Source organism: Altererythrobacter sp. TH136 (genome assembly GCF_007065885.1).
Taxonomy (GTDB): Bacteria; Pseudomonadota; Alphaproteobacteria; order Sphingomonadales; family Sphingomonadaceae; genus Tsuneonella.
The window spans coordinates 1,159,322-1,176,522 of sequence record NZ_CP041409.1; the positions used below are offsets into that span (position 1 = coordinate 1,159,322).

Here is a 17,201-nt window from a genome sequence, read left to right on the forward strand (position 1 = left end):
TTACCGCGCCAAAGGTTATGGCTCGGTAAACCGCGATAATGAAAGGGGAAAAAGCGTACGCGCGTGCAAGGCGATGTTAACCATCGCCCGCACGCGCGGCCGCTATTCCACCGTCACGGACTTCGCCAGATTGCGCGGCTGATCGACATCGGTGCCCTTCACGCACGCCACATGGTAGGCAAGCAACTGCACCGGCACGGCGTAGACAAGCGGTGCGATCAGCGGGTGAACCTTGGGCATCGCGATGGTGGCGAGGCAGCCTTCGCCTGCTTCGGCTAGGCCTTCCTCGTCGGAAATGAGCACGATCTTGCCGCCTCGCGCGCGCACTTCCTGCATGTTGGAGACGGTCTTTTCGAACAGCGGTCCCGAGGGCGCGAGGACGATGACGGGGACGGCTTCGTCGATCAGCGCGATCGGCCCGTGCTTCATTTCGCCAGACGCATAACCTTCCGCATGGATGTAGCTGATTTCCTTCAGTTTCAGCGCGCCTTCGAGAGCCAGAGGATAGTCCGGGCCGCGGCCGAGATAGAGCACGTCGCGGGCCGGCGCGATCAGGTGCGCCATCGCTGCGATATCGTCATCATGATCAAGCGCTGCGTTGAGCGCGGCGGGTGCTTCGAGCAGGTGGCGAACGACTTCCTGTTCTTCGCTGCGGTCCATCCGCCCCTTCTTCACCGCCAGGTGCGCGGCCAGCGCGGCGAGCACGGCCAACTGGCAAGTGAACGCCTTGGTGCTGGCAACGCCGATTTCCGGCCCTGCGTGAGTCGGCAACAGCAGGTCGGCCTCGCGCGCCATGGAACTTGTCGGTACGTTGACCACCACCGCGATGGTCTGGCCCGCTTGCTTGCAATATCGCAGCGCAGCCAGCGTATCGGCCGTCTCGCCGCTCTGGGAGATGAACAGCGACAGGCCGCCCTCCTCCAGCACCGGCTCGCGGTAACGGAACTCGCTCGCGTAATCGATGTCGACCGGCACCCGGGCGAAAGTCTCGAACCAGTACTTTGCCACCATGCCGGCGTAGAACGACGTTCCGCACGCAACGATGGTGATCCGGCGGATCGTCGACAGGTCAAAGTCGATCTGTGGCAGCGCCACGGTGCTGTCGACCTGACGGATGTAGCTGCGCAGCGTCTGCGCGACGACGATAGGCTGCTCGTAGATCTCTTTCTGCATGAAGTGGCGGTAATTGCCCTTCTCCACCGAGGCGGCGGAGGCACCGGAGGTGGTGATCTCGCGCGTCACCGGATTGTTGTCGGCGTCATAGACCTGCGCGTCGTCGCGCCTGACGACGGTCCAGTCGCCTTCCTCGAGATAAGCGATCCGCTGCGTCAGCGGCGCCAGCGCCAGCGCGTCGGAGCCGAGATAGGTTTCGCCCTCACCATAACCGAGGACCAGCGGCGAACCGAGGCGCGCGCCGATCAGCATGTCGGGATGGGCGCGGAAGGCGATCGCCAGCGCGAATGCGCCGCGCAGGCGGGGAAGCACGGCTTTGACCGCGTCTTCCGGAGAGGCGCCGTTCTCGACTTCGCGGCTGATGAGATGGACCACGACTTCGCTGTCGGTTTCGCTCTCCAGCGCGCGTCCAGCGGCAATCAGTTCGTCACGCAGCGGCTTGTAGTTTTCGATGATGCCGTTGTGGACCAGCGCGACGTGCTCGGTCGCATGGGGGTGCGCGTTGTGAGCGGTCGGCGCGCCGTGGGTCGCCCAGCGGGTGTGGGCGATGCCGATGTCGCCCGGCGCCGGATGCGCGGCCAGTTCGCGCACTAGGTTCACCAGCTTGCCCTCGGCCCGGCGGCGGACAAGCTCGCCTTCGTGCACGGTGCACACGCCCGCGCTGTCATAGCCGCGGTATTCCATTCGCTTCAGTCCGTCGACCAGCCGGTCCGCGACTGATTCCTTGCCGACGATGCCGATGATGCCGCACATGGGTCTAGTATCCTGTCAGAGAGTATAGGGAACGCGGATCCCCGGCAGCTCTGCCGGAAAATCCTTGGTGTTTCGTGTAATTAGGATTGCGCCATTCACTTGCGCGGTCGCCAGGACATACGCGTGGGGGAGGCTCATTTCGGTCCGATAACAAATGTCGGCCGCCGCTGTAGCGATCCGCTGATCCAATTCCACCACTTCGAAATGAGCGAGCGCTTCTTGCAGAACCTGGCGCGCCTCCAGCGCCTCCGCCGCCATGATCTCCGTCCATACGATGCGACTGATCTGGTGCCGCGCGTATCGCGCGATCTCGGCGCGAGCCTGGGGGCGGCGCTTGAGCCAGTCGACGATGATGGTGGTGTCGAAAAATGGCGCCGACATTTTCAGTGCTGCTCATCATGGCGGCTACGCTTACCAGCACGCCGATCGTCGAAGTCATCGCGGATGTCCGGACGATCCGACCACAGCCCGTATCCCCGGTCGATCCAGCTGCGATCGTCGCCCCGGTGCAGCAGGTAAAGTTGCACGGCCTCGCGCAGCATCGCGGCCCGGGATTTTCCCTGATCGGCAGCCATCCGGTCTAGCCGCTGGATGTCGTCATCATGCAAATCGGCCAGAATTCGGGTCACCGCCGCGTGATATCGTCACTTGATATCATTGGCAAGATGTCCTGGTAGAGAAACGCGTTTCTGAGCGATGCCGCTGCCCATCGTCCGGCGGTCGCAGCACCCGCGACGGACTGGGTTTAGGAAAAAATAAGGTTTCCGGCATATTCACCAATCATCGCAAAGACCCTTTCGCAGGCGGAGGGGCATCGTTTGCGACAGATGAACTTCGCAAAGGCCTTGGGGGGCAGTAAATGAGCGCTTTTGGACGCAGGAACGGACCCGGGGGAATGGCTCCGGGCGCGCGCCCGTCCTTTGGCGTGGCTCGACCCATGAAGGGCAGCGGCGTGGCTGCGGGCGCGGCTGCGCCCGTGCCGGGGGGCGATCAGTTCCCCCCGCTCCCGGGTGCTCCCGACGTGTTCACCGATGGTGGACCGGATTCAGCGCCGAACAAGAACGACGCGATGACGCGCCTGACCGATCGCGCCAACGCCATTCACGATCCGAACAGCCAGGTCGGCGGGTTCGAAGCCAGCGTTCACAAGATCAAGGAGCAGGTGCTCCCCCGCCTGCTCGAGCGGGTCGATCCCGAAGCGGCGGCGACGCTGACCAAGGACGAGCTCAGCGAAGAATTCCGGCCGATCATCCTGGAGGTTCTTGCCGAACTAAAAGTGACGCTCAACCGGCGCGAACAGTTCGCGCTTGAAAAGGTGCTCATCGACGAGCTGCTCGGCTTCGGGCCGCTGGAAGAACTGCTCAACGACCCCGACATCTCCGACATCATGGTCAACGGCCCGGACCAGACCTACATCGAGAAAAAGGGCAAGCTGGTCATCGCGCCGATCCGGTTCCGCGACGAACAGCACCTGTTCCAGATCGCCCAGCGCATAGTGAACCAAGTCGGCCGCCGCGTTGACCAGACCACGCCGCTGGCGGACGCCCGTCTGAAGGACGGTAGCCGCGTCAACGTGATCGTCCCGCCATTGAGCTTGCGCGGCACCGCGATCTCGATCCGTAAGTTCTCCGAAAAGCCGATCACCATCGACATGCTGCGCGACTTCGGCAGCATGAGCGACAAAATGGCGACCGCGCTCAAGATCGCCGGTGCATGCCGGATGAACGTGGTCATCTCGGGCGGCACAGGTTCGGGCAAGACGACGATGCTCAACGCCCTGTCGAAGATGATCGACCCGGGCGAGCGCGTGCTGACGATCGAGGACGCGGCCGAGCTACGGTTGCAGCAGCCTCACTGGCTGCCGCTGGAAACGCGGCCTCCGAACCTTGAAGGCCAGGGCGCGATCACCATCGGCGACCTCGTCAAGAACGCGCTGCGTATGCGGCCTGACCGGATCATCCTGGGCGAAATCCGCGGAGCCGAGTGCTTCGACCTGCTCGCCGCGATGAACACCGGCCACGACGGCTCGATGTGCACACTCCACGCCAACAGCCCGCGTGAATGCCTGGGCCGTATGGAAAACATGATTTTGATGGGCGACATCAAGATCCCCAAGGAAGCGATCAGCCGCCAGATCGCAGAGTCGGTCGACCTGATCGTGCAGGTGAAGCGCCTGCGCGACGGTTCGCGCCGGACCACCAACGTGACCGAGGTGATCGGCATGGAAGGTGACGTGATCGTCACCCAGGAACTGTTCAAGTTCGAGTATCTGGACGAGAGCGAGGACGGCAAGATTCTCGGCGAATTCCGCTCGAGCGGCCTGCGTCCCTATACCCTGGAGAAGGCCCGCCAGTTCGGTTTCGACCAGGCATATCTGGAAGCCTGCCTGTAACGGGCTTCCCCGCACTCGCAGGGCGCACACGGATCGTCCGCCCTACTAGCCCTTCAGCAAGCCCGGCACGCTGAGCGCCAGCAGCGTGACGCCGATGACCGAGAACACCAGGAACAGGCCGGTCCACGGCACCCAGCCGACACTGTCGATCCGTTCCCTCCGCATGCGGCGGCGTTCGCCATAGCGGGTGATCGCGGCGAGCAGCAGGAACAGGACCCCGCCGATCGCGGCCCATTCGGCGGTGCTGGCAAACAGCAGTTCTTCGGTCAGCTTCACGCGCGCCAATATGGGATGCGTTGCGCCCGCGACCAGTCTGCTTATGGCGCGGAGCGTGGCCGAGCCGATCCGATACCACCGCCCGCAGATGGCGCTCCTGATCCGCCTCGGCGCGGCATTGGTGCTGTCGATCATGCTGGTGTTCGTCAAGCTGGTCACCCAGTCGGGCGTGTCGCTGACCGAAACGCTGTTCTGGCGCCAGTTGCCGACGGTGCCGATCCTGCTCGCCTGGTTCGCCGCGCGCGGCCAGTTGTCGACGCTCGGCAGCACGCGGCTGAAAGCGCACGGTGGCCGCGCGATGACCGGCCTGATGGGCATGTTCCTCAACTTCGGTGCAGTGACCCTGCTGCCGCTGGCAGAGGCGACCACCTTCAACTTCACCTCCGCGATCTGGGCGGTGATCCTCTCGGCCCAGCTGCTGCACGAACGGATCGGCGTGTGGCGATGGGCCGCGGTCCTGCTCGGGTTTGCCGGGGTGCTGGTGATCGCTCAACCCGGTGGTGGCCATATTCCCCTGTTGGGCGCCGCGGTCGCTCTCGGTGCCGCGTTCATGATCGCGCTGATCTCGATCCAGATCCGCGATCTTGCGCAGACGGAACATCCGCTGACGATCGTGTTCTGGTTCGCCGCCTTCAGCGTGGTGCCGCTGGCGATCGCGCTGCCGTTCGTGATCGTGCCGCACACCCTGTATCAATGGTCGCTGCTGGGTGGCCTCGCGTTGTTCGGGTTGCTCGGCCAATTCCTGCTCACCGCGGCGCTGCGGTTCGGCGCCGTGGCGAGCGTCATCGTGATGGATTACAGCTCGCTGATCTGGGCGACTCTGCTGGGTTGGTGGGTGTTCGATCTGTTGCCACCGCACACGACGTGGCTCGGCGCACCGCTTGTGGTCGGCGCCGGATTACTGATCGCCTGGCGCGAGCATTGCCTGTCGCTGCAAAAGGCGCGCGCGATGGTGGGGGAATAAGGGAACCCGCCGCGCGCGACGCCGTTGAGCTTCTCGACCGCTCTCTCACCAAGACAGGAATTGATACCTTGGCCAAGAAACTGATCCTAGCGCTGGGCGTGGCCGCCATCACGCTGGCCACGACCGCTTGCAACACCGTCAAAGGCCTTGGTCGCGACGTCGAGTCGGTTGGCGAAGCCGGCGACCGGGCCATCTGACCCTATCAACAGCCACAGGGCCCACGGGCCTTTCGTGGTCGCAGGGAAGCGCCCGTCGGTCTAACCGGCGGGCGTTTTTCCTTTCCGGCTCCATCCGCCGGGTCCGCGCGCGCGCCGCTCGCGCACTACGAGCCAGACCAACAAACCGGCCGGCCCGGCCAGAAACGTCAGTAAAAGAACTGCTCCCTGCGCGATCCGCGGAAAGCCTTTCGCGTCGGCATCGCGGGCAATCCACAGGCCGGTAAACAGATCGAGCGCGAGATAGTGGGTCCAACCCACGGCAATCGCGCCTTCGGAGCGGAACGCGTCCTTCAACCCAGCGACCGAGTAGTTGCCGAAGTCGATCGCCGCCAGGCCTGGGTCCCGCACCGGGTCGGCCCATCCCAGGACCAACGCCGCCACCATCGCCACGTAGGCGAGGCACAGCAGTCCGACGCCCAGGTACAGCACCAGTGCCAGCGGCGCCGGCCGGCGCGGCGCGAACAGCAGGACTGTCCAGGCCAGCAGCGCCACCACGTTAGTGGCGGTGAACAGCCCCTGCCACATGACGCTTACCGCCCACCCTGCTCGTTGAGCGTCGGCTCGCCCGCCGGGGCCTTGGGCTTTTCCCACGCCAGCACCGGCTTTCGCGCCGCCAGCGTTTCATCGAGCCGCCGGCGGGGCGCGAAGTGAGGCGCGGTTTTCAGACTTTCGTCGCCAGCGCGCGCCCGCTCGGCAAGACTGCGCAGCGCGAGAACCAGCTGATCGAGCCCGGCCTTGCTCTCGGTTTCGGTAGGTTCCACCAGCATCGCTCCGTGCACCACCAGCGGGAAGTACATCGTCATCGGATGGAAGCCCTCGTCGATCATGCCTTTTGCAAGGTCGAGCGTCGTCAGACCCCCGGCGAAACCTTTGTCGCTGAAGAGCGCCTCGTGCATGCACGGCCCGCTGGCGCCGAACGGCGCGTCAAGCACGTCGTCGAGGCTGCGCAGCAGGTAGTTAGCGTTAAGCACCGCGTCGCCTGATGCCTGGCGCAGTCCGTCGGCGCCGTGGCTCAGGATATAAGCGAGCGCGCGAGTGAACATGCCCATCTGTCCATGAAACGCGCACATGCGGCCGAACGTGTGCGGATGCTCTTCCCCCGCATTCTCCTCCTCGATCAGATCAACCGTCCCGTCAGCTCGGCGCGTGGTGAACGGCAGTGGCGCGAACGGGCTCAGCGCTTCAGACAGCACCACCGGACCCGAGCCCGGACCGCCTCCGCCATGCGGCGTGGAGAACGTCTTGTGCAGGTTGATGTGCATGGCATCGACGCCGAGGTCCCCCGGCCGCACCCGACCGACGATGGCGTTGAAGTTCGCGCCGTCGCAATACACGTATCCTCCGGCCGCGTGGACCGCGTCCGAGATCGCCTTCATGTCCCGCTCGAACAGGCCGCAGGTGTTGGGGTTGGTAATCATCACGCCGGCGACATCGGGACCAATCCGTGCCTTCAGCGCGGCCAGATCGACCCGCCCTTCGGCGGTCGCCGGTATGTTTTCCACCCGGTAGCCGGCAAAGGCGGCGGTCGCCGGGTTCGTGCCGTGGGCGCTTTCCGGCACCAAGATCACCTCGCGCGGATCGCCGCGCGCTTCCAGCGCCGCGCGGATGCACAGGATCCCGCACAGTTCCCCGTGCGCCCCGGCCTTGGGCGTCATCGCGACGCCGTGCATGCCGGTAAGCGTGATCAGCCATTGCGCTAGTTCGTCGATCACCTCCAGCGCACCGCGCACGGTGTCGACCGGCTGCAAGGGGTGCACATCGAGGAAGCCCGGCATCCGTGCGACTTTTTCATTGAGGCGCGGATTATGCTTCATGGTGCACGAGCCGAGCGGGAAAAGCCCCAGATCGATCGCGTAATTCTGCCGGCTGAGCCGGGTGTAGTGACGGATCGTTTCAGGCTCCGACAACCCGGGCAGGCCAATCTCGCCTTCGCGCGCCAACCCGCCCAAGCGGTTCGCGCCGCCCACCGGCGTAGGCAAATCAACGCCGGTGGTCGCGGTCGTCCCGATCTCGAAAATGAGCGGCTCTTCCAGCATCAGCGCACGGTTGCCGGTCACCGTCTGGCTCGCGTGGCCTGATACCGGCGTCATCGCGGGCTTCCAGCCGCTTTGGTTGGGCGCGTTCATCGGATCGACTCCTCGAGAGCGGAGGCAAGGGTTTCGATGTCCTCCTCGCTGGCGGTCTCGGTCACCGCGATCACCAGGCCGTGCGACAGTTGCTCCTCCGCGGGATACAGCCGGCCAAGCGAAACCCCTGCAAGCACGTTGCGGTGCGCCAGATCGCGGACGACGGGCCGCGCGTCGGTGGGAAGCAGAATGGTGAACTCGTTGAAGAAGCTGTCGTTGAGCACCTTGACGCCCGGCACCTTCGCCAGCCGGTCGGCAGCCACGCAGGCTAGGCGGTGGTTCTCCGCCGCCAGCGCGCGCAGCCCCGCTTCTCCCAATAAGGTCAGGTGGATCGTGAACGCCAGCGCGCACAGCCCGGAATTGGTGCAGATGTTGCTGGTCGCCTTCTCCCGGCGAATGTGCTGCTCGCGGGTGGAGAGCGTCAGCACGAACCCGCGCTTGCCCTCGGCATCGACGGTTTCGCCGCACAGGCGGCCCGGCATCTGGCGGACGTGCTTGGGATCGCGCACCGCGAACAGGCCCAGGTAAGGGCCACCGAATTGCAGGCCGACGCCAAGCGACTGGCCTTCGCCGACGACGATGTCCGCTCCCATTTCGCCCGGCGAGCGGAGCGCACCCAGGGCCACGGGTTCGGTGTTGACCGCGATCAGCAACGCGCCCTTGGCGTGGGCGGCCTCGGCGATGGGCGACAGGTCATATACCCGGCCCAGGACGTCCGGATACTGCACCACCACGCAGCTTGGCTCATTGGCCTCGATCTCGGCGATCAATTCGCCGATCCCGCCATCGGCCTGGAGACTCGGCGCGCGGTCGGCGATGCTGTCGCCGGTGAACTTCGCCATCGTGCGGATGGTCGACACGTAATGGGGGTGGAGCCCCTCGTGCAGGATCGCGAGGTTTCGCTTGGTCACCCGTCCGGCCATGCTGATTGCTTCCCAGCACGCGGTCGAGCCATCGTACATCGATGCATTCGCCACCGCGCAGCCATAAAGCCGCGCGACCTGGCTCTGGAACTCGAACAGCATCTGCAAGGTGCCCTGCGCGATTTCCGGCTGGTAGGGGGTATAGGCCGTCAGGAACTCACCCCGCTGGATCAGATGGTCGACCGTCGCCGGGACATGGTGGCGATACGCCCCTGCCCCGCAGAAGAACGCCGCATCGCCCGCAGCGAGGTTCTTGTTCGACAGCCGCCGCATGTGCCGCTCGACCGCCATCTCGCTCGCGTGGGCCGGAAGACCTTCGATCGGCTGCTTCAGGTATTGCTCGGCCGCGACATCCGTGAACAGCGCGTCCACGTCGGGCGCGCCGATCACGGAAAGCATCGCCGCGCGGTCACTGTCGGTCAGGGGGAGATAGCGCATAGTTCAGGTCTCTGCAGTGAAGAGGGTGGCGCGTGTACGGCGCGTGGCAAAACCAACCGTACATAGGGGTCGCGGCCAGCAGGCGCGCCGATGGGTCGGCGAAGGCGCGCCAAATTGGCTCACAGTCCAGCGACGAAGTCCTTGTAGGCGCTCCCGTCCATCAGGCCGTCCAGTTCGCCGGCGTCGGCGATCGTCAGCTTGAAGAACCAGCCGTCGCCTTCGGGGGCGGAGTTCACCAGCGCGGGGTCATCTTCCAGTGCCGGGTTGCCTTCGATCACGGTGCCGCTGACGGGAGAGTACACATCGCTCGCCGCCTTCACGCTTTCGACCACGGCCGCCTCATCACCTTTGGTGACGGCCGCACCCTCGCCAGGCACTTCGACGAACACGATATCGCCTAGCTGGCTCTGCGCATAATCGGTGATGCCGACGGTGGCGGTGTCACCCTCGACTTCGATCCATTCGTGGTCTTGCGTGAAATAACGGGTCATTTCGATGCTCCGGTCGCCTGATTGCGGGGTTGGCGGTGATAGCGGTGGGGCATGAACGGCATCGTCTCCACCGTCAGCGGAACGCGCTTGCCGCGCACCTCGGCCTCCAGCGGAGTGCCAGGCGCGGAGTACTGGGTGTCGACGTACCCCATCGCGATCGGAGCACCCACGCTGGGCGCGAAGCCGCCGGAAGTGATGCGGCCGATCAGCGCTTCGTCAGAATAAATCGACGCGCCTTCGCGCACGGGCATGCGCCCCTCGACCGTAAAGCCGACCAGCTTGCGCGGGGCACCATCGGTCAGGGCGCGCAGGATCCGGTCGGCGCCGTGAAAGCCGCCCTGTTCGCGGCGGCGTTTTGAAATCGCGAAGGCGGCGCTGCCTTCGACCGGGTCGATGTTCTCGTCGAGGTCATGGCCATAAAGCGGCAAGCCCGCTTCCAGCCGGAGCGAATCGCGTGCGCCTAGGCCGACGGGGCGCACCCGATCATCCGCACACAGCGCCTCAGCTAGCTCAGCCAGGCGTTCGGCCGGGAACGACAGCTCGAAGCCATCTTCTCCGGTATAACCGCCCCGCCCGATGCCGAGTTGCTCACCGCGCCATTCGACCGAGGTGCCCTGCATGAAGTACAGGCCATCCGCCGCGCCGGGGGCAATTGCCTCGAGCACCGCGGCCGCCTCAGGCCCCTGAAGCGCAAGCAGGCCGCGATCATCGAGATGCGTCAGGGTGATCTCGTCAGGCAGATGCTCGCGCAGGAAAGCGATGTCGTCCCACTTGGTCGCGCCATTGACGACGATGTAAAAGCGCGGCGTCTCGCCTCCCGGCGGCGTGACGTTGGTCACCATCAGGTCATCGAGAATGCCGCCATCCTCGGCCAGCAATAGCGAATAGCGGATCCGTCCGGGCTTGAGCCCCGAGATATCACCGGGGAGAAAGGCCTCGAGCGCTTCGGCCGCGCCTTCCCCCTCGACGATCAACTGGCCCATGTGGCTGACATCGAACAGGCCGGCATGCTCACGGGTCCAGAAATGTTCGGCCATGATCCCACCCTGGGGACCGGCGTACTGGATCGGCATCTCGTACCCGGCGAAAGGCACCATCCGCGCACCGCGCGCGCGGTGCCACGCGTCCAGCGGCAGCGCCTCGATCTCGATGGGTTCTTCGCTCTCGCTCACGCGCACACTCCGACAGCGCGGCCGATGGCCGGCAAGGCCATCTCGAAACCGCTGCCCCCTCTGTCGGGAAACCTGAGAGTTTGGCCAGTGCCTTGCGGCACGCAGCTTACACCGTCGGTGGCCGCGCCCCCGGATTATCGGGCGACGAGGCGCTTTCCAGAGTGCCGCATAGTCCGCCACGGTCCGGTGGCCTGAGAGTTTCCGGGGCGGTTGCTCCTTCGGCGGCCCCGCCCCTGACAAGCAGACGGCGGGACGCTCTCCCATGGCGGACGCCGGAATCGCTTCCGAACGACAACTCTGCCCTGCGCGAGTCCGCAGGCGCGGTCAATCGAGATTGGGGCGCAGCCAGCGTTCGGCCGTCGCGATATCCACGCCCCGCCGCCGGGCGTAGTCTTCCAGCTGGTCGCGGCCGATCCGCGCGACCCCGAAATACTCGCTTTCGGGATGGCCGAAGTAAAACCCGCTAACCGCGGATGTCGGATACATGGCGTAGTTCTCGGTCAACATCAGTCCGGCCGTGTTGCCCGCATCCAGCAGTTCGAACAGCCTCGGCTTCAGGCTGTGATCGGGGCAGGCAGGATAGCCGGGCGCCGGGCGGATGCCGCGATATTCCTCGCGGATCAGCGCCTGGTTGGTCAGTTGCTCGTCAGGCGCGTAACCCCACAGATCAGTGCGCACGTGGCGGTGAAGGCTTTCGGCAAAGGCTTCCGCCAGCCGGTCGGCCAGCGCTTTCAACAGAATGTCCGAGTAGTCGTCCTTGTCGGCGCGAAAACGTTCGGAATACGGCTCGATCCCGTGGATGCCGACAGCAAACCCGCCGATCCAGTCGCCCGACGGATCGATGAAGTCGGCTAAACACATGTTCGCCCGGTCGCGGCTTTTCTTCACCTGCTGGCGCAGGAACGGCAGCGTGACGTGCCGCTCCTCCTCCAGCAGGTGGATCGTCACGTCGTCGCCATCGCGGGCGCACGGCCACAGGCCAGCGACCCCTTTGGCGATCAGCCACTTCTCGCCGATGATCCGGTCGAGCATGGCGTCGGCGTCGGCCTTCAGGCTGCGGGCGGTGTCACCCACCACGGCATCGTCCAGGATCGATGGATACGTGCCGTGCAGTTCCCAGGCGCGGAAGAACGGGGTCCAGTCGATGATCTCGCGCAAGTCTTCCAGCCGCCAGTCGGCGAAGGAGTGCAGCCCTGGCCGCAGCGGCGGGGCGGGCTTGTCGCCGTACCGCGGATCGTAGAAGTTCGCGCGCGCTTCGTCGATGCTCAGGAGCACGCTTTGCGCCTTGCCCTCGCGCGCATGGCGCACCTTGGCGTATTCGCCCGCAGTGTCGGCGACGAACGGATCGCGTTGGGTATCCGACAGCAGGCGACTGGCAACCCCGACCGCGCGACTGGCGTCGAGCACATGGATCACCGGCCCATCGTAAGCGGGATCGATCCGCAACGCCGTGTGGACCTTGCTGGTCGTCGCGCCGCCGATCAGCAGCGGCATGGTCATGCCGGCGCGGGTCATCTCCTCAGCCACGGTGACCATCTCGTCGAGCGACGGGGTGATCAGGCCGGACAGCCCGATCATGTCAGCCTGTTCGTCATTGGCGGTGGCGATGATCTTCGACCACGGCACCATGACGCCCAGATCGATCACCTCGTAGCCGTTGCACTGGAGAACCACGCCGACGATATTCTTGCCAATGTCGTGCACGTCGCCCTTGACCGTCGCCATCACGATGCGGCCCTTGGACTGATCGGCCAGGCCGCTGGCTTCTTTCTCCGCCTCGATGAAGGGGATCAGGTGGGCGACCGCCTTCTTCATCACGCGGGCCGACTTGACGACTTGCGGCAGGAACATCTTGCCGCTGCCGAACAGGTCACCGACCACGTTCATGCCGTCCATCAGCGGACCCTCGATCACCTCGATCGGGCGCCCGCCCTGCGCCATGCGGGATTGGCGCGCTTCTTCGGTGTCGTCGACCACATAGGCGTCGATGCCCTTGACCAACGCGTGTTCAATGCGGCGTTCGACGGGCCAGCCGCGCCACTCCTCGGCAGCCTTTTCGTCGGCCGCGGACTTGCCCTTGTAGCTTTCGGCGAGTGCGATCAGCCGTTCTGTCGCATCCGGCCGGCGCATCAGGATCACGTCCTCGCACGCCTCACGCAAAACCGGGTCGATCTGGTCGTAGATGTCGAGCTGGCCGGCATTGACGATCGCCATGTCGAGCCCGGCGGGGATCGCATGGTACAGGAACACCGAATGCATCGCCCGCCGCACGGTCTCATTGCCGCGGAAGCTGAACGAGAGGTTCGACAGCCCGCCCGAAAAGTGCGCGTGCGGGCACAGCTGTCTGAGCTCGCTCACCGCCTCGATGAAATCCAGGCCGTACCGGTCGTGCTCCTCGATCCCGGTGGCGACGGCGAATATGTTGGGATCGAAGATGATGTCTTCGGGCGGGAAGCCGATCCCGGTCAGCAGAGCATAGGCGCGCTGACAGATGTCGACTTTGCGCTGTTTGCTGTCGGCCTGACCGGTTTCGTCGAAGGCCATCACCACGGCCGCAGCGCCATAGTCCATGCACTTGCGGGCCTGGGCCAGGAACGCCTCTTCCCCCTCCTTCATGGAGATCGAATTGACGATCGGCTTGCCCGAAACGCACTTCAGCCCGGCTTCGATCACCTCCCACTTCGAACTGTCGATCATCACCGGTACGCGGGCGATATCCGGCTCCGCGGTGATCAGCTTCAGGAAGGTGGTCATGGCTTCGACCGCGTCGAGCAGGCCTTCGTCCATGTTGACGTCGATTATCTGCGCGCCGTTCTCGACCTGCTGGCGCGCCACCTCAACCGCCGCGGTGTAGTCGCCGGCCATGACAAGCTTCTTGAACGCCGCGGAGCCGGTGACGTTCGTGCGTTCGCCGATATTGACGAAACGAGAGGATGCGGTTTGGGTCACGACAGACTTTCGATGGAGATCAGGCGGCGAGCGTGAACGGCTCCAGCCCCGCAAGCCGGGTGGCGATGTCAGGCTTCGGCACTTGCCGCGGAGCAAGGCCGCGGACCGCTTGCGCCATCGCCGCGATGTGTTCGGGCGTATTACCGCAGCAGCCGCCGAGGATATTGATCTGGCCGCTGTCCGCCCAGCGCTTCACCAGCCTGGCGGTGGTCTCCGGCGCTTCATCGTACGCGCCCAACTCGTTCGGCAGGCCCGCGTTTGGGTAAGCCATCAGCAGCGTGTCGGCGATTGCGGATAGGACCTGCACGTGGGGGCGCAATTGCTCGGCGCCAAAACTGCAATTGAGTCCCACGGCCACGGGTTTCGCGTGGCGCACCGCGTGCCAGAACGCTTCGACCGTGTGGCCCGACAGGTTGCGGCCCGACAGGTCGGTGAGCGTCAGTGACAGCATCAGCGGCACATCGCGCCCAAGCTCGTCGGCCAGCTGGCGAACCCCGGATATCGCTGCCTTGCAGTTGAGCGTGTCGAATACCGTTTCGACCAGGATGAAGTCCGCCCCGCCCTCGATCAACGCGGCGGCCTGTTCGCGGTAGACTTCCTTGACCTCGTCGAACGTGACTTCGCGGTAGCCCGGATCCTCTACCCGCGGGCTCAGCGACAACGTCTTGTTCGTCGGGCCCATGGCACCTGCGACGAAGCGCTTGATGCCGTCGCGCGCCGTCGCCTCGTCGACAGCCTCGCGGATGGCGCGTGCAGCTGAGACGTTCATCTCGCGGACGAGGCTTTCGGCCCCGTAATCACCCTGGCTGATCCGGTTGGCGTTGAAGGTGTTCGTCGCCAGCAAGCATGCGCCCGCATCAATGTAGCGCTCGCAGATGGCGCTGATCACGTCAGGCCGGGTCAGGTTGACGAGGTCGTTGTTTCCCTTCTGGTCGCGGGGGAGGCCGGTACTCCCGCGGTAATCTTCCTCCGACAGCCTGGCCGCCTGGATTGCGGTGCCATACGGGCCGTCCTTGATCAGGATGCGCTTACTCGCTTCGGCGATCAGTTCATCGCGCTTGCTCATGCGGCGTCTCCGGCAGGTCGGCGGCCGAGCAGGTGGCAGATGGCGTAGCTCAGCTCGGCACGATTGAGAGTATAGAAGTGGAACTGGCGAACGTCTCCGGCGTAAAGCCGCCGGCACAGTTCAGCCGCCACGGTGGCGGCAACCAGCTGCCGCGCGGCGGGGCGTTCATCGAGCCCCCGGAACAGGGTCTCCAACCACCCTGGGATGGCCGTGCCGCACAAGCCGCTCATCCGCTGCACGCTGGCAAAGCTCATGATCGGCATGATGCCGGGGATGATCTCGGCAGTGATGCCCGCAGCGGCCGCCTTGTCGCGGAAGCGGAAGAAGCACTCGGGTTCGAAGAAGAACTGGGTGATCGCGCGGGTTGCCCCGGCGTCGAGCTTGCGCTTGAGATTGTCGAGATCGGCCTGCTCGTCGACTGAGTCCGGATGAGTTTCCGGATAGGCTGCAGTCGAAATCTCGAACGGCGCAATCTTCAGCAGCCCTTCGATCAAGGCGGCGGCATTTTCGTAGCCCCCGGGATGCGGGCGATACCCACCCGCCGGATCGGAGGAATCGCCGCGCAGAGCGACGATGTGGCGAATTCCGCTGTCCCAGTATTCGCGCGCGATCGCATCGACTTCCTCGCGCGTGGCGTCCACACAGGTCAGGTGCGCGGCCGCCGGGATGGCCGTCTCGCGGATGATCCGTTGAACCGCGGCATGGGTCCGCTCGCGGGTTGAGCCACCCGCGCCGTAAGTCACCGAGACAAAATCCGGCCGCAGGGGTTCAAGCGTGCGCACGCTCTCCCACAACGTTTCGGCCATTTTCACTGTCTTCGGAGGAAAGAATTCGAACGAGACGCCGATGTCGCCGGGCAGCGAGGCATAAAGCGGCGCTGAGTGGGCAATTTCCTCGTTCATCGCGCAGCCCTCCGACGAGCAGTGCCGATCCTGGGAACGTCAGACACGCGGCGGGCGGTCCATACCTTGACCGCAAGCTCGCCGCCCTCGATCACCGCGCAACCGGCGGGCTCGAAGCCGAAGCGGGCCAGCATTTCGCTCATCTGCTCGTCGCCGAAACCCAGCCGCGCATGGGCATGAGCCCGCCGCAATTCCTCGCGTGCGTGCGCCGCCAGATCGACGATCGCGATCCGCCCCCCGGGACGGCACACCCGCGCCGCCTCGGCCAGCGCGAAATCGGGTTCGGTCGCGTAATGCAGCACCTGGTGGAAGACGATCGTGTCGAAGGTGCCAGGCGCAAACGGCAGGGCCGCAAAGTCGCCCTGCACCAGTTCCACCCGTCCTGATGGCAGACCCTGCAAGCGCGCGCGGGCAAGCCGCAACATCTCCGGGCTCTTGTCGAGGCCAGTCACCCGATGCGCCAGCGGTTCCAGCAATTCCGCGACCCGTCCGGTGCCGGTGCCGACGTCGAGCACCTCGCCCAAGCCCTCGTCACTGAGGGACGCCAGCAACGCCTGCTCGACCGCTTCCGCTGGCGCCAGGATCGCACGCAGGCGATCCCATTCCCCTGCATGGCGCGCGAAATACTCGGCTGCGCTCTTCTCCCGGGCGTCTCGGATCGCCGCCAGATGGCGCCGGTCCTCCGCACAGGTGCGGGCGAAATTCGGATCGTCTTCCTCAGCCGCGGCAAGCAATCGGGCAACCGCGCCGGCCGTCGCTGCCGCAGCCCCCGAAGTCGCGTGGCGCAGGAATACCCAACTGCCTTCCCGGCGGCGCTCGGCCAGGCCAGCGTCGCACAAGATCGCCACGTGGCGCGACACGCGGGGCTGGCTCTGCCCCAATGCATGCGCGAGTTCGCCAACCGCAAGCTCCATCGCGGCGATCAGGCGCATGATCCTGAGCCGGGTGAGGTCGCCCAACGCGCGCATGGTGGTCTCGATGCCCATCCCACATATAAAGATATTGTTATATGCGAAAGTCAAGCCAGCGCTGCTTCCTTGCACCGAAGTTAAGTTGGGAACAGGCATTTGAATGAAGCGTCTGGGGGCTACCTCGAACCAGATTGCCACAGATGTATCCGCTGCCCCGCCACTCCAGTTTCTCGATGCTGCAGGATAGCCTGCCCAAGGTGTTCGAACCTGCGCGCGACGACGCGTTTCGCGACCTGCTGCGGGCGCTCGATGACGGGGCTGCTACCCGGACCGCAAGCTCCTGTCGCAAAGGCCGCTGACAACACAGTTTGGCCTGTGCGCACAACATCGGCGATCTCCATTAGATCGAAATTTACCCAAACCTCATTTTCGGCCCTATACAGATCC

General features: G+C 65.1%; 17 protein-coding genes and 1 riboswitch. Of the genes, 4 read left to right on the forward strand and 13 right to left on the reverse strand.

Annotated elements, in window-relative coordinates; translation table 11 throughout:
- Positions 1-102: 102 nt before the first annotated feature.
- Genes glmS through C0V74_RS05715 form a run of 3 tightly spaced genes read right to left on the reverse strand, consistent with a single transcriptional unit; the run spans position 103 to position 2,555 of the window.
- Positions 103-1,926: a glutamine--fructose-6-phosphate transaminase (isomerizing) gene (gene glmS / locus C0V74_RS05705; protein ID WP_143250982.1), complete on the reverse strand. Its 1,824-nt coding sequence runs from the start codon at positions 1,924-1,926 to the stop codon at positions 103-105.
- Between the two features lie 15 nt (positions 1,927-1,941).
- Positions 1,942-2,307 carry a type II toxin-antitoxin system VapC family toxin gene (locus C0V74_RS05710; RefSeq protein ID WP_143250983.1) on the reverse strand — a complete coding sequence of 122 codons (366 nt, stop codon included), beginning with the start codon at positions 2,305-2,307 and terminating at the stop codon, positions 1,942-1,944.
- A 2-nt stretch (positions 2,308-2,309) separates the two neighbouring features.
- The gene (locus C0V74_RS05715; RefSeq protein ID WP_143250984.1) at positions 2,310-2,555 is read right to left on the reverse strand and encodes a ribbon-helix-helix domain-containing protein; all 246 of its coding nucleotides are present in this window, start codon (positions 2,553-2,555) and stop codon (positions 2,310-2,312) included.
- 230 nt (positions 2,556-2,785) lie between these two features.
- Here C0V74_RS05715 and C0V74_RS05720 point away from each other — a divergent pair, with 230 nt between their 5' ends.
- On the forward strand, positions 2,786-4,318 hold the full coding sequence (locus C0V74_RS05720) for a CpaF family protein (protein ID WP_143250985.1): 1,533 nt from the start codon (positions 2,786-2,788) through the stop codon (positions 4,316-4,318).
- Between the two features lie 45 nt (positions 4,319-4,363).
- Here the strand turns inward: C0V74_RS05720 and C0V74_RS05725 are convergent, their stop codons facing one another.
- Entirely contained in the window at positions 4,364-4,594 is a 231-nt protein-coding gene (locus C0V74_RS05725; protein ID WP_143250986.1) for a hypothetical protein, read from the reverse strand.
- Between the two features lie 55 nt (positions 4,595-4,649).
- On the opposite strand from C0V74_RS05725, the gene C0V74_RS05730 reads away from it, so the two are divergent.
- Together C0V74_RS05730 and C0V74_RS05735 are read left to right on the forward strand one after the other, a co-directional pair.
- Positions 4,650-5,558: a DMT family transporter gene (locus C0V74_RS05730; RefSeq protein ID WP_246844979.1), complete on the forward strand. Its 909-nt coding sequence runs from the start codon at positions 4,650-4,652 to the stop codon at positions 5,556-5,558.
- Between the two features lie 68 nt (positions 5,559-5,626).
- The gene (locus tag C0V74_RS05735; RefSeq protein WP_143250988.1) at positions 5,627-5,755 is read left to right on the forward strand and encodes an entericidin A/B family lipoprotein; all 129 of its coding nucleotides are present in this window, start codon (positions 5,627-5,629) and stop codon (positions 5,753-5,755) included.
- Between the two features lie 60 nt (positions 5,756-5,815).
- Here the strand turns inward: C0V74_RS05735 and C0V74_RS05740 are convergent, their stop codons facing one another.
- The 9 genes from C0V74_RS05740 to C0V74_RS05780 form a co-directional block, all read right to left on the reverse strand.
- Entirely contained in the window at positions 5,816-6,301 is a 486-nt protein-coding gene (locus C0V74_RS05740) for an ABA4-like family protein (protein WP_143250989.1), read from the reverse strand.
- Between the two features lie 5 nt (positions 6,302-6,306).
- Positions 6,307-7,902 (reverse strand): aminomethyl-transferring glycine dehydrogenase subunit GcvPB, encoded by a 1,596-nt coding sequence (gene gcvPB, locus C0V74_RS05745; RefSeq protein WP_143250990.1) that lies wholly within the window; start codon positions 7,900-7,902, stop codon positions 6,307-6,309.
- Positions 7,899-9,263: an aminomethyl-transferring glycine dehydrogenase subunit GcvPA gene (gene gcvPA, locus C0V74_RS05750; RefSeq protein ID WP_143250991.1), complete on the reverse strand. Its 1,365-nt coding sequence runs from the start codon at positions 9,261-9,263 to the stop codon at positions 7,899-7,901. Before gcvPA ends, gcvPB begins: the two co-directional genes overlap by 4 nt.
- Positions 9,264-9,382: 119 nt before the next feature.
- The gene (gene gcvH, locus C0V74_RS05755; RefSeq protein WP_143250992.1) at positions 9,383-9,754 is read right to left on the reverse strand and encodes a glycine cleavage system protein GcvH; all 372 of its coding nucleotides are present in this window, start codon (positions 9,752-9,754) and stop codon (positions 9,383-9,385) included.
- A complete protein-coding gene (gene gcvT, locus C0V74_RS05760) occupies positions 9,751-10,926 on the reverse strand; it encodes a glycine cleavage system aminomethyltransferase GcvT (protein WP_143250993.1) in 1,176 nt (391 codons plus the stop codon). Before gcvT ends, gcvH begins: the two co-directional genes overlap by 4 nt.
- Before the next feature lie 169 nt (positions 10,927-11,095).
- Positions 11,096-11,199, reverse strand: a riboswitch (glycine riboswitch).
- Between the two features lie 51 nt (positions 11,200-11,250).
- The gene (metH, locus tag C0V74_RS05765; protein ID WP_143250994.1) at positions 11,251-13,875 is read right to left on the reverse strand and encodes a methionine synthase; all 2,625 of its coding nucleotides are present in this window, start codon (positions 13,873-13,875) and stop codon (positions 11,251-11,253) included.
- 19 nt (positions 13,876-13,894) lie between these two features.
- Positions 13,895-14,941 carry a homocysteine S-methyltransferase family protein gene (locus C0V74_RS05770; protein WP_143250995.1) on the reverse strand — a complete coding sequence of 349 codons (1,047 nt, stop codon included), beginning with the start codon at positions 14,939-14,941 and terminating at the stop codon, positions 13,895-13,897.
- Complete coding sequence (gene metF, locus C0V74_RS05775) at positions 14,938-15,843, reverse strand: methylenetetrahydrofolate reductase [NAD(P)H] (protein ID WP_143250996.1); 906 nt, start codon at positions 15,841-15,843, stop codon at positions 14,938-14,940. Before metF ends, C0V74_RS05770 begins: the two co-directional genes overlap by 4 nt.
- The gene (locus C0V74_RS05780; protein ID WP_143250997.1) at positions 15,840-16,829 is read right to left on the reverse strand and encodes a metalloregulator ArsR/SmtB family transcription factor; all 990 of its coding nucleotides are present in this window, start codon (positions 16,827-16,829) and stop codon (positions 15,840-15,842) included. Before C0V74_RS05780 ends, metF begins: the two co-directional genes overlap by 4 nt.
- 116 nt (positions 16,830-16,945) lie before the next feature.
- On the opposite strand from C0V74_RS05780, the gene C0V74_RS12855 reads away from it, so the two are divergent.
- Positions 16,946-17,113 (forward strand): hypothetical protein, encoded by a 168-nt coding sequence (locus tag C0V74_RS12855; RefSeq protein ID WP_168194158.1) that lies wholly within the window; start codon positions 16,946-16,948, stop codon positions 17,111-17,113.
- Positions 17,114-17,201 lie beyond the last annotated feature (88 nt).

Coding starts and splice junctions, on each gene's coding strand:
- C0V74_RS05740 (WP_143250989.1), bottom strand. CDS start 6,301: ATGTGGCAGGGGCTGTTCACCGCCACTAACGTGGTGGCGCTGCTGGCC.
- gcvPB (WP_143250990.1), bottom strand. CDS start 7,902: ATGAACGCGCCCAACCAAAGCGGCTGGAAGCCCGCGATGACGCCGGTA.
- C0V74_RS05720 (WP_143250985.1), top strand. CDS start 2,786: ATGAGCGCTTTTGGACGCAGGAACGGACCCGGGGGAATGGCTCCGGGC.
- gcvPA (WP_143250991.1), bottom strand. CDS start 9,263: ATGCGCTATCTCCCCCTGACCGACAGTGACCGCGCGGCGATGCTTTCC.
- C0V74_RS05710 (WP_143250983.1), bottom strand. CDS start 2,307: ATGTCGGCGCCATTTTTCGACACCACCATCATCGTCGACTGGCTCAAG.
- metF (WP_143250996.1), bottom strand. CDS start 15,843: ATGAACGAGGAAATTGCCCACTCAGCGCCGCTTTATGCCTCGCTGCCC.
- glmS (WP_143250982.1), bottom strand. CDS start 1,926: ATGTGCGGCATCATCGGCATCGTCGGCAAGGAATCAGTCGCGGACCGG.
- gcvH (WP_143250992.1), bottom strand. CDS start 9,754: ATGACCCGTTATTTCACGCAAGACCACGAATGGATCGAAGTCGAGGGT.
- C0V74_RS05770 (WP_143250995.1), bottom strand. CDS start 14,941: ATGAGCAAGCGCGATGAACTGATCGCCGAAGCGAGTAAGCGCATCCTG.
- C0V74_RS05780 (WP_143250997.1), bottom strand. CDS start 16,829: ATGGGCATCGAGACCACCATGCGCGCGTTGGGCGACCTCACCCGGCTC.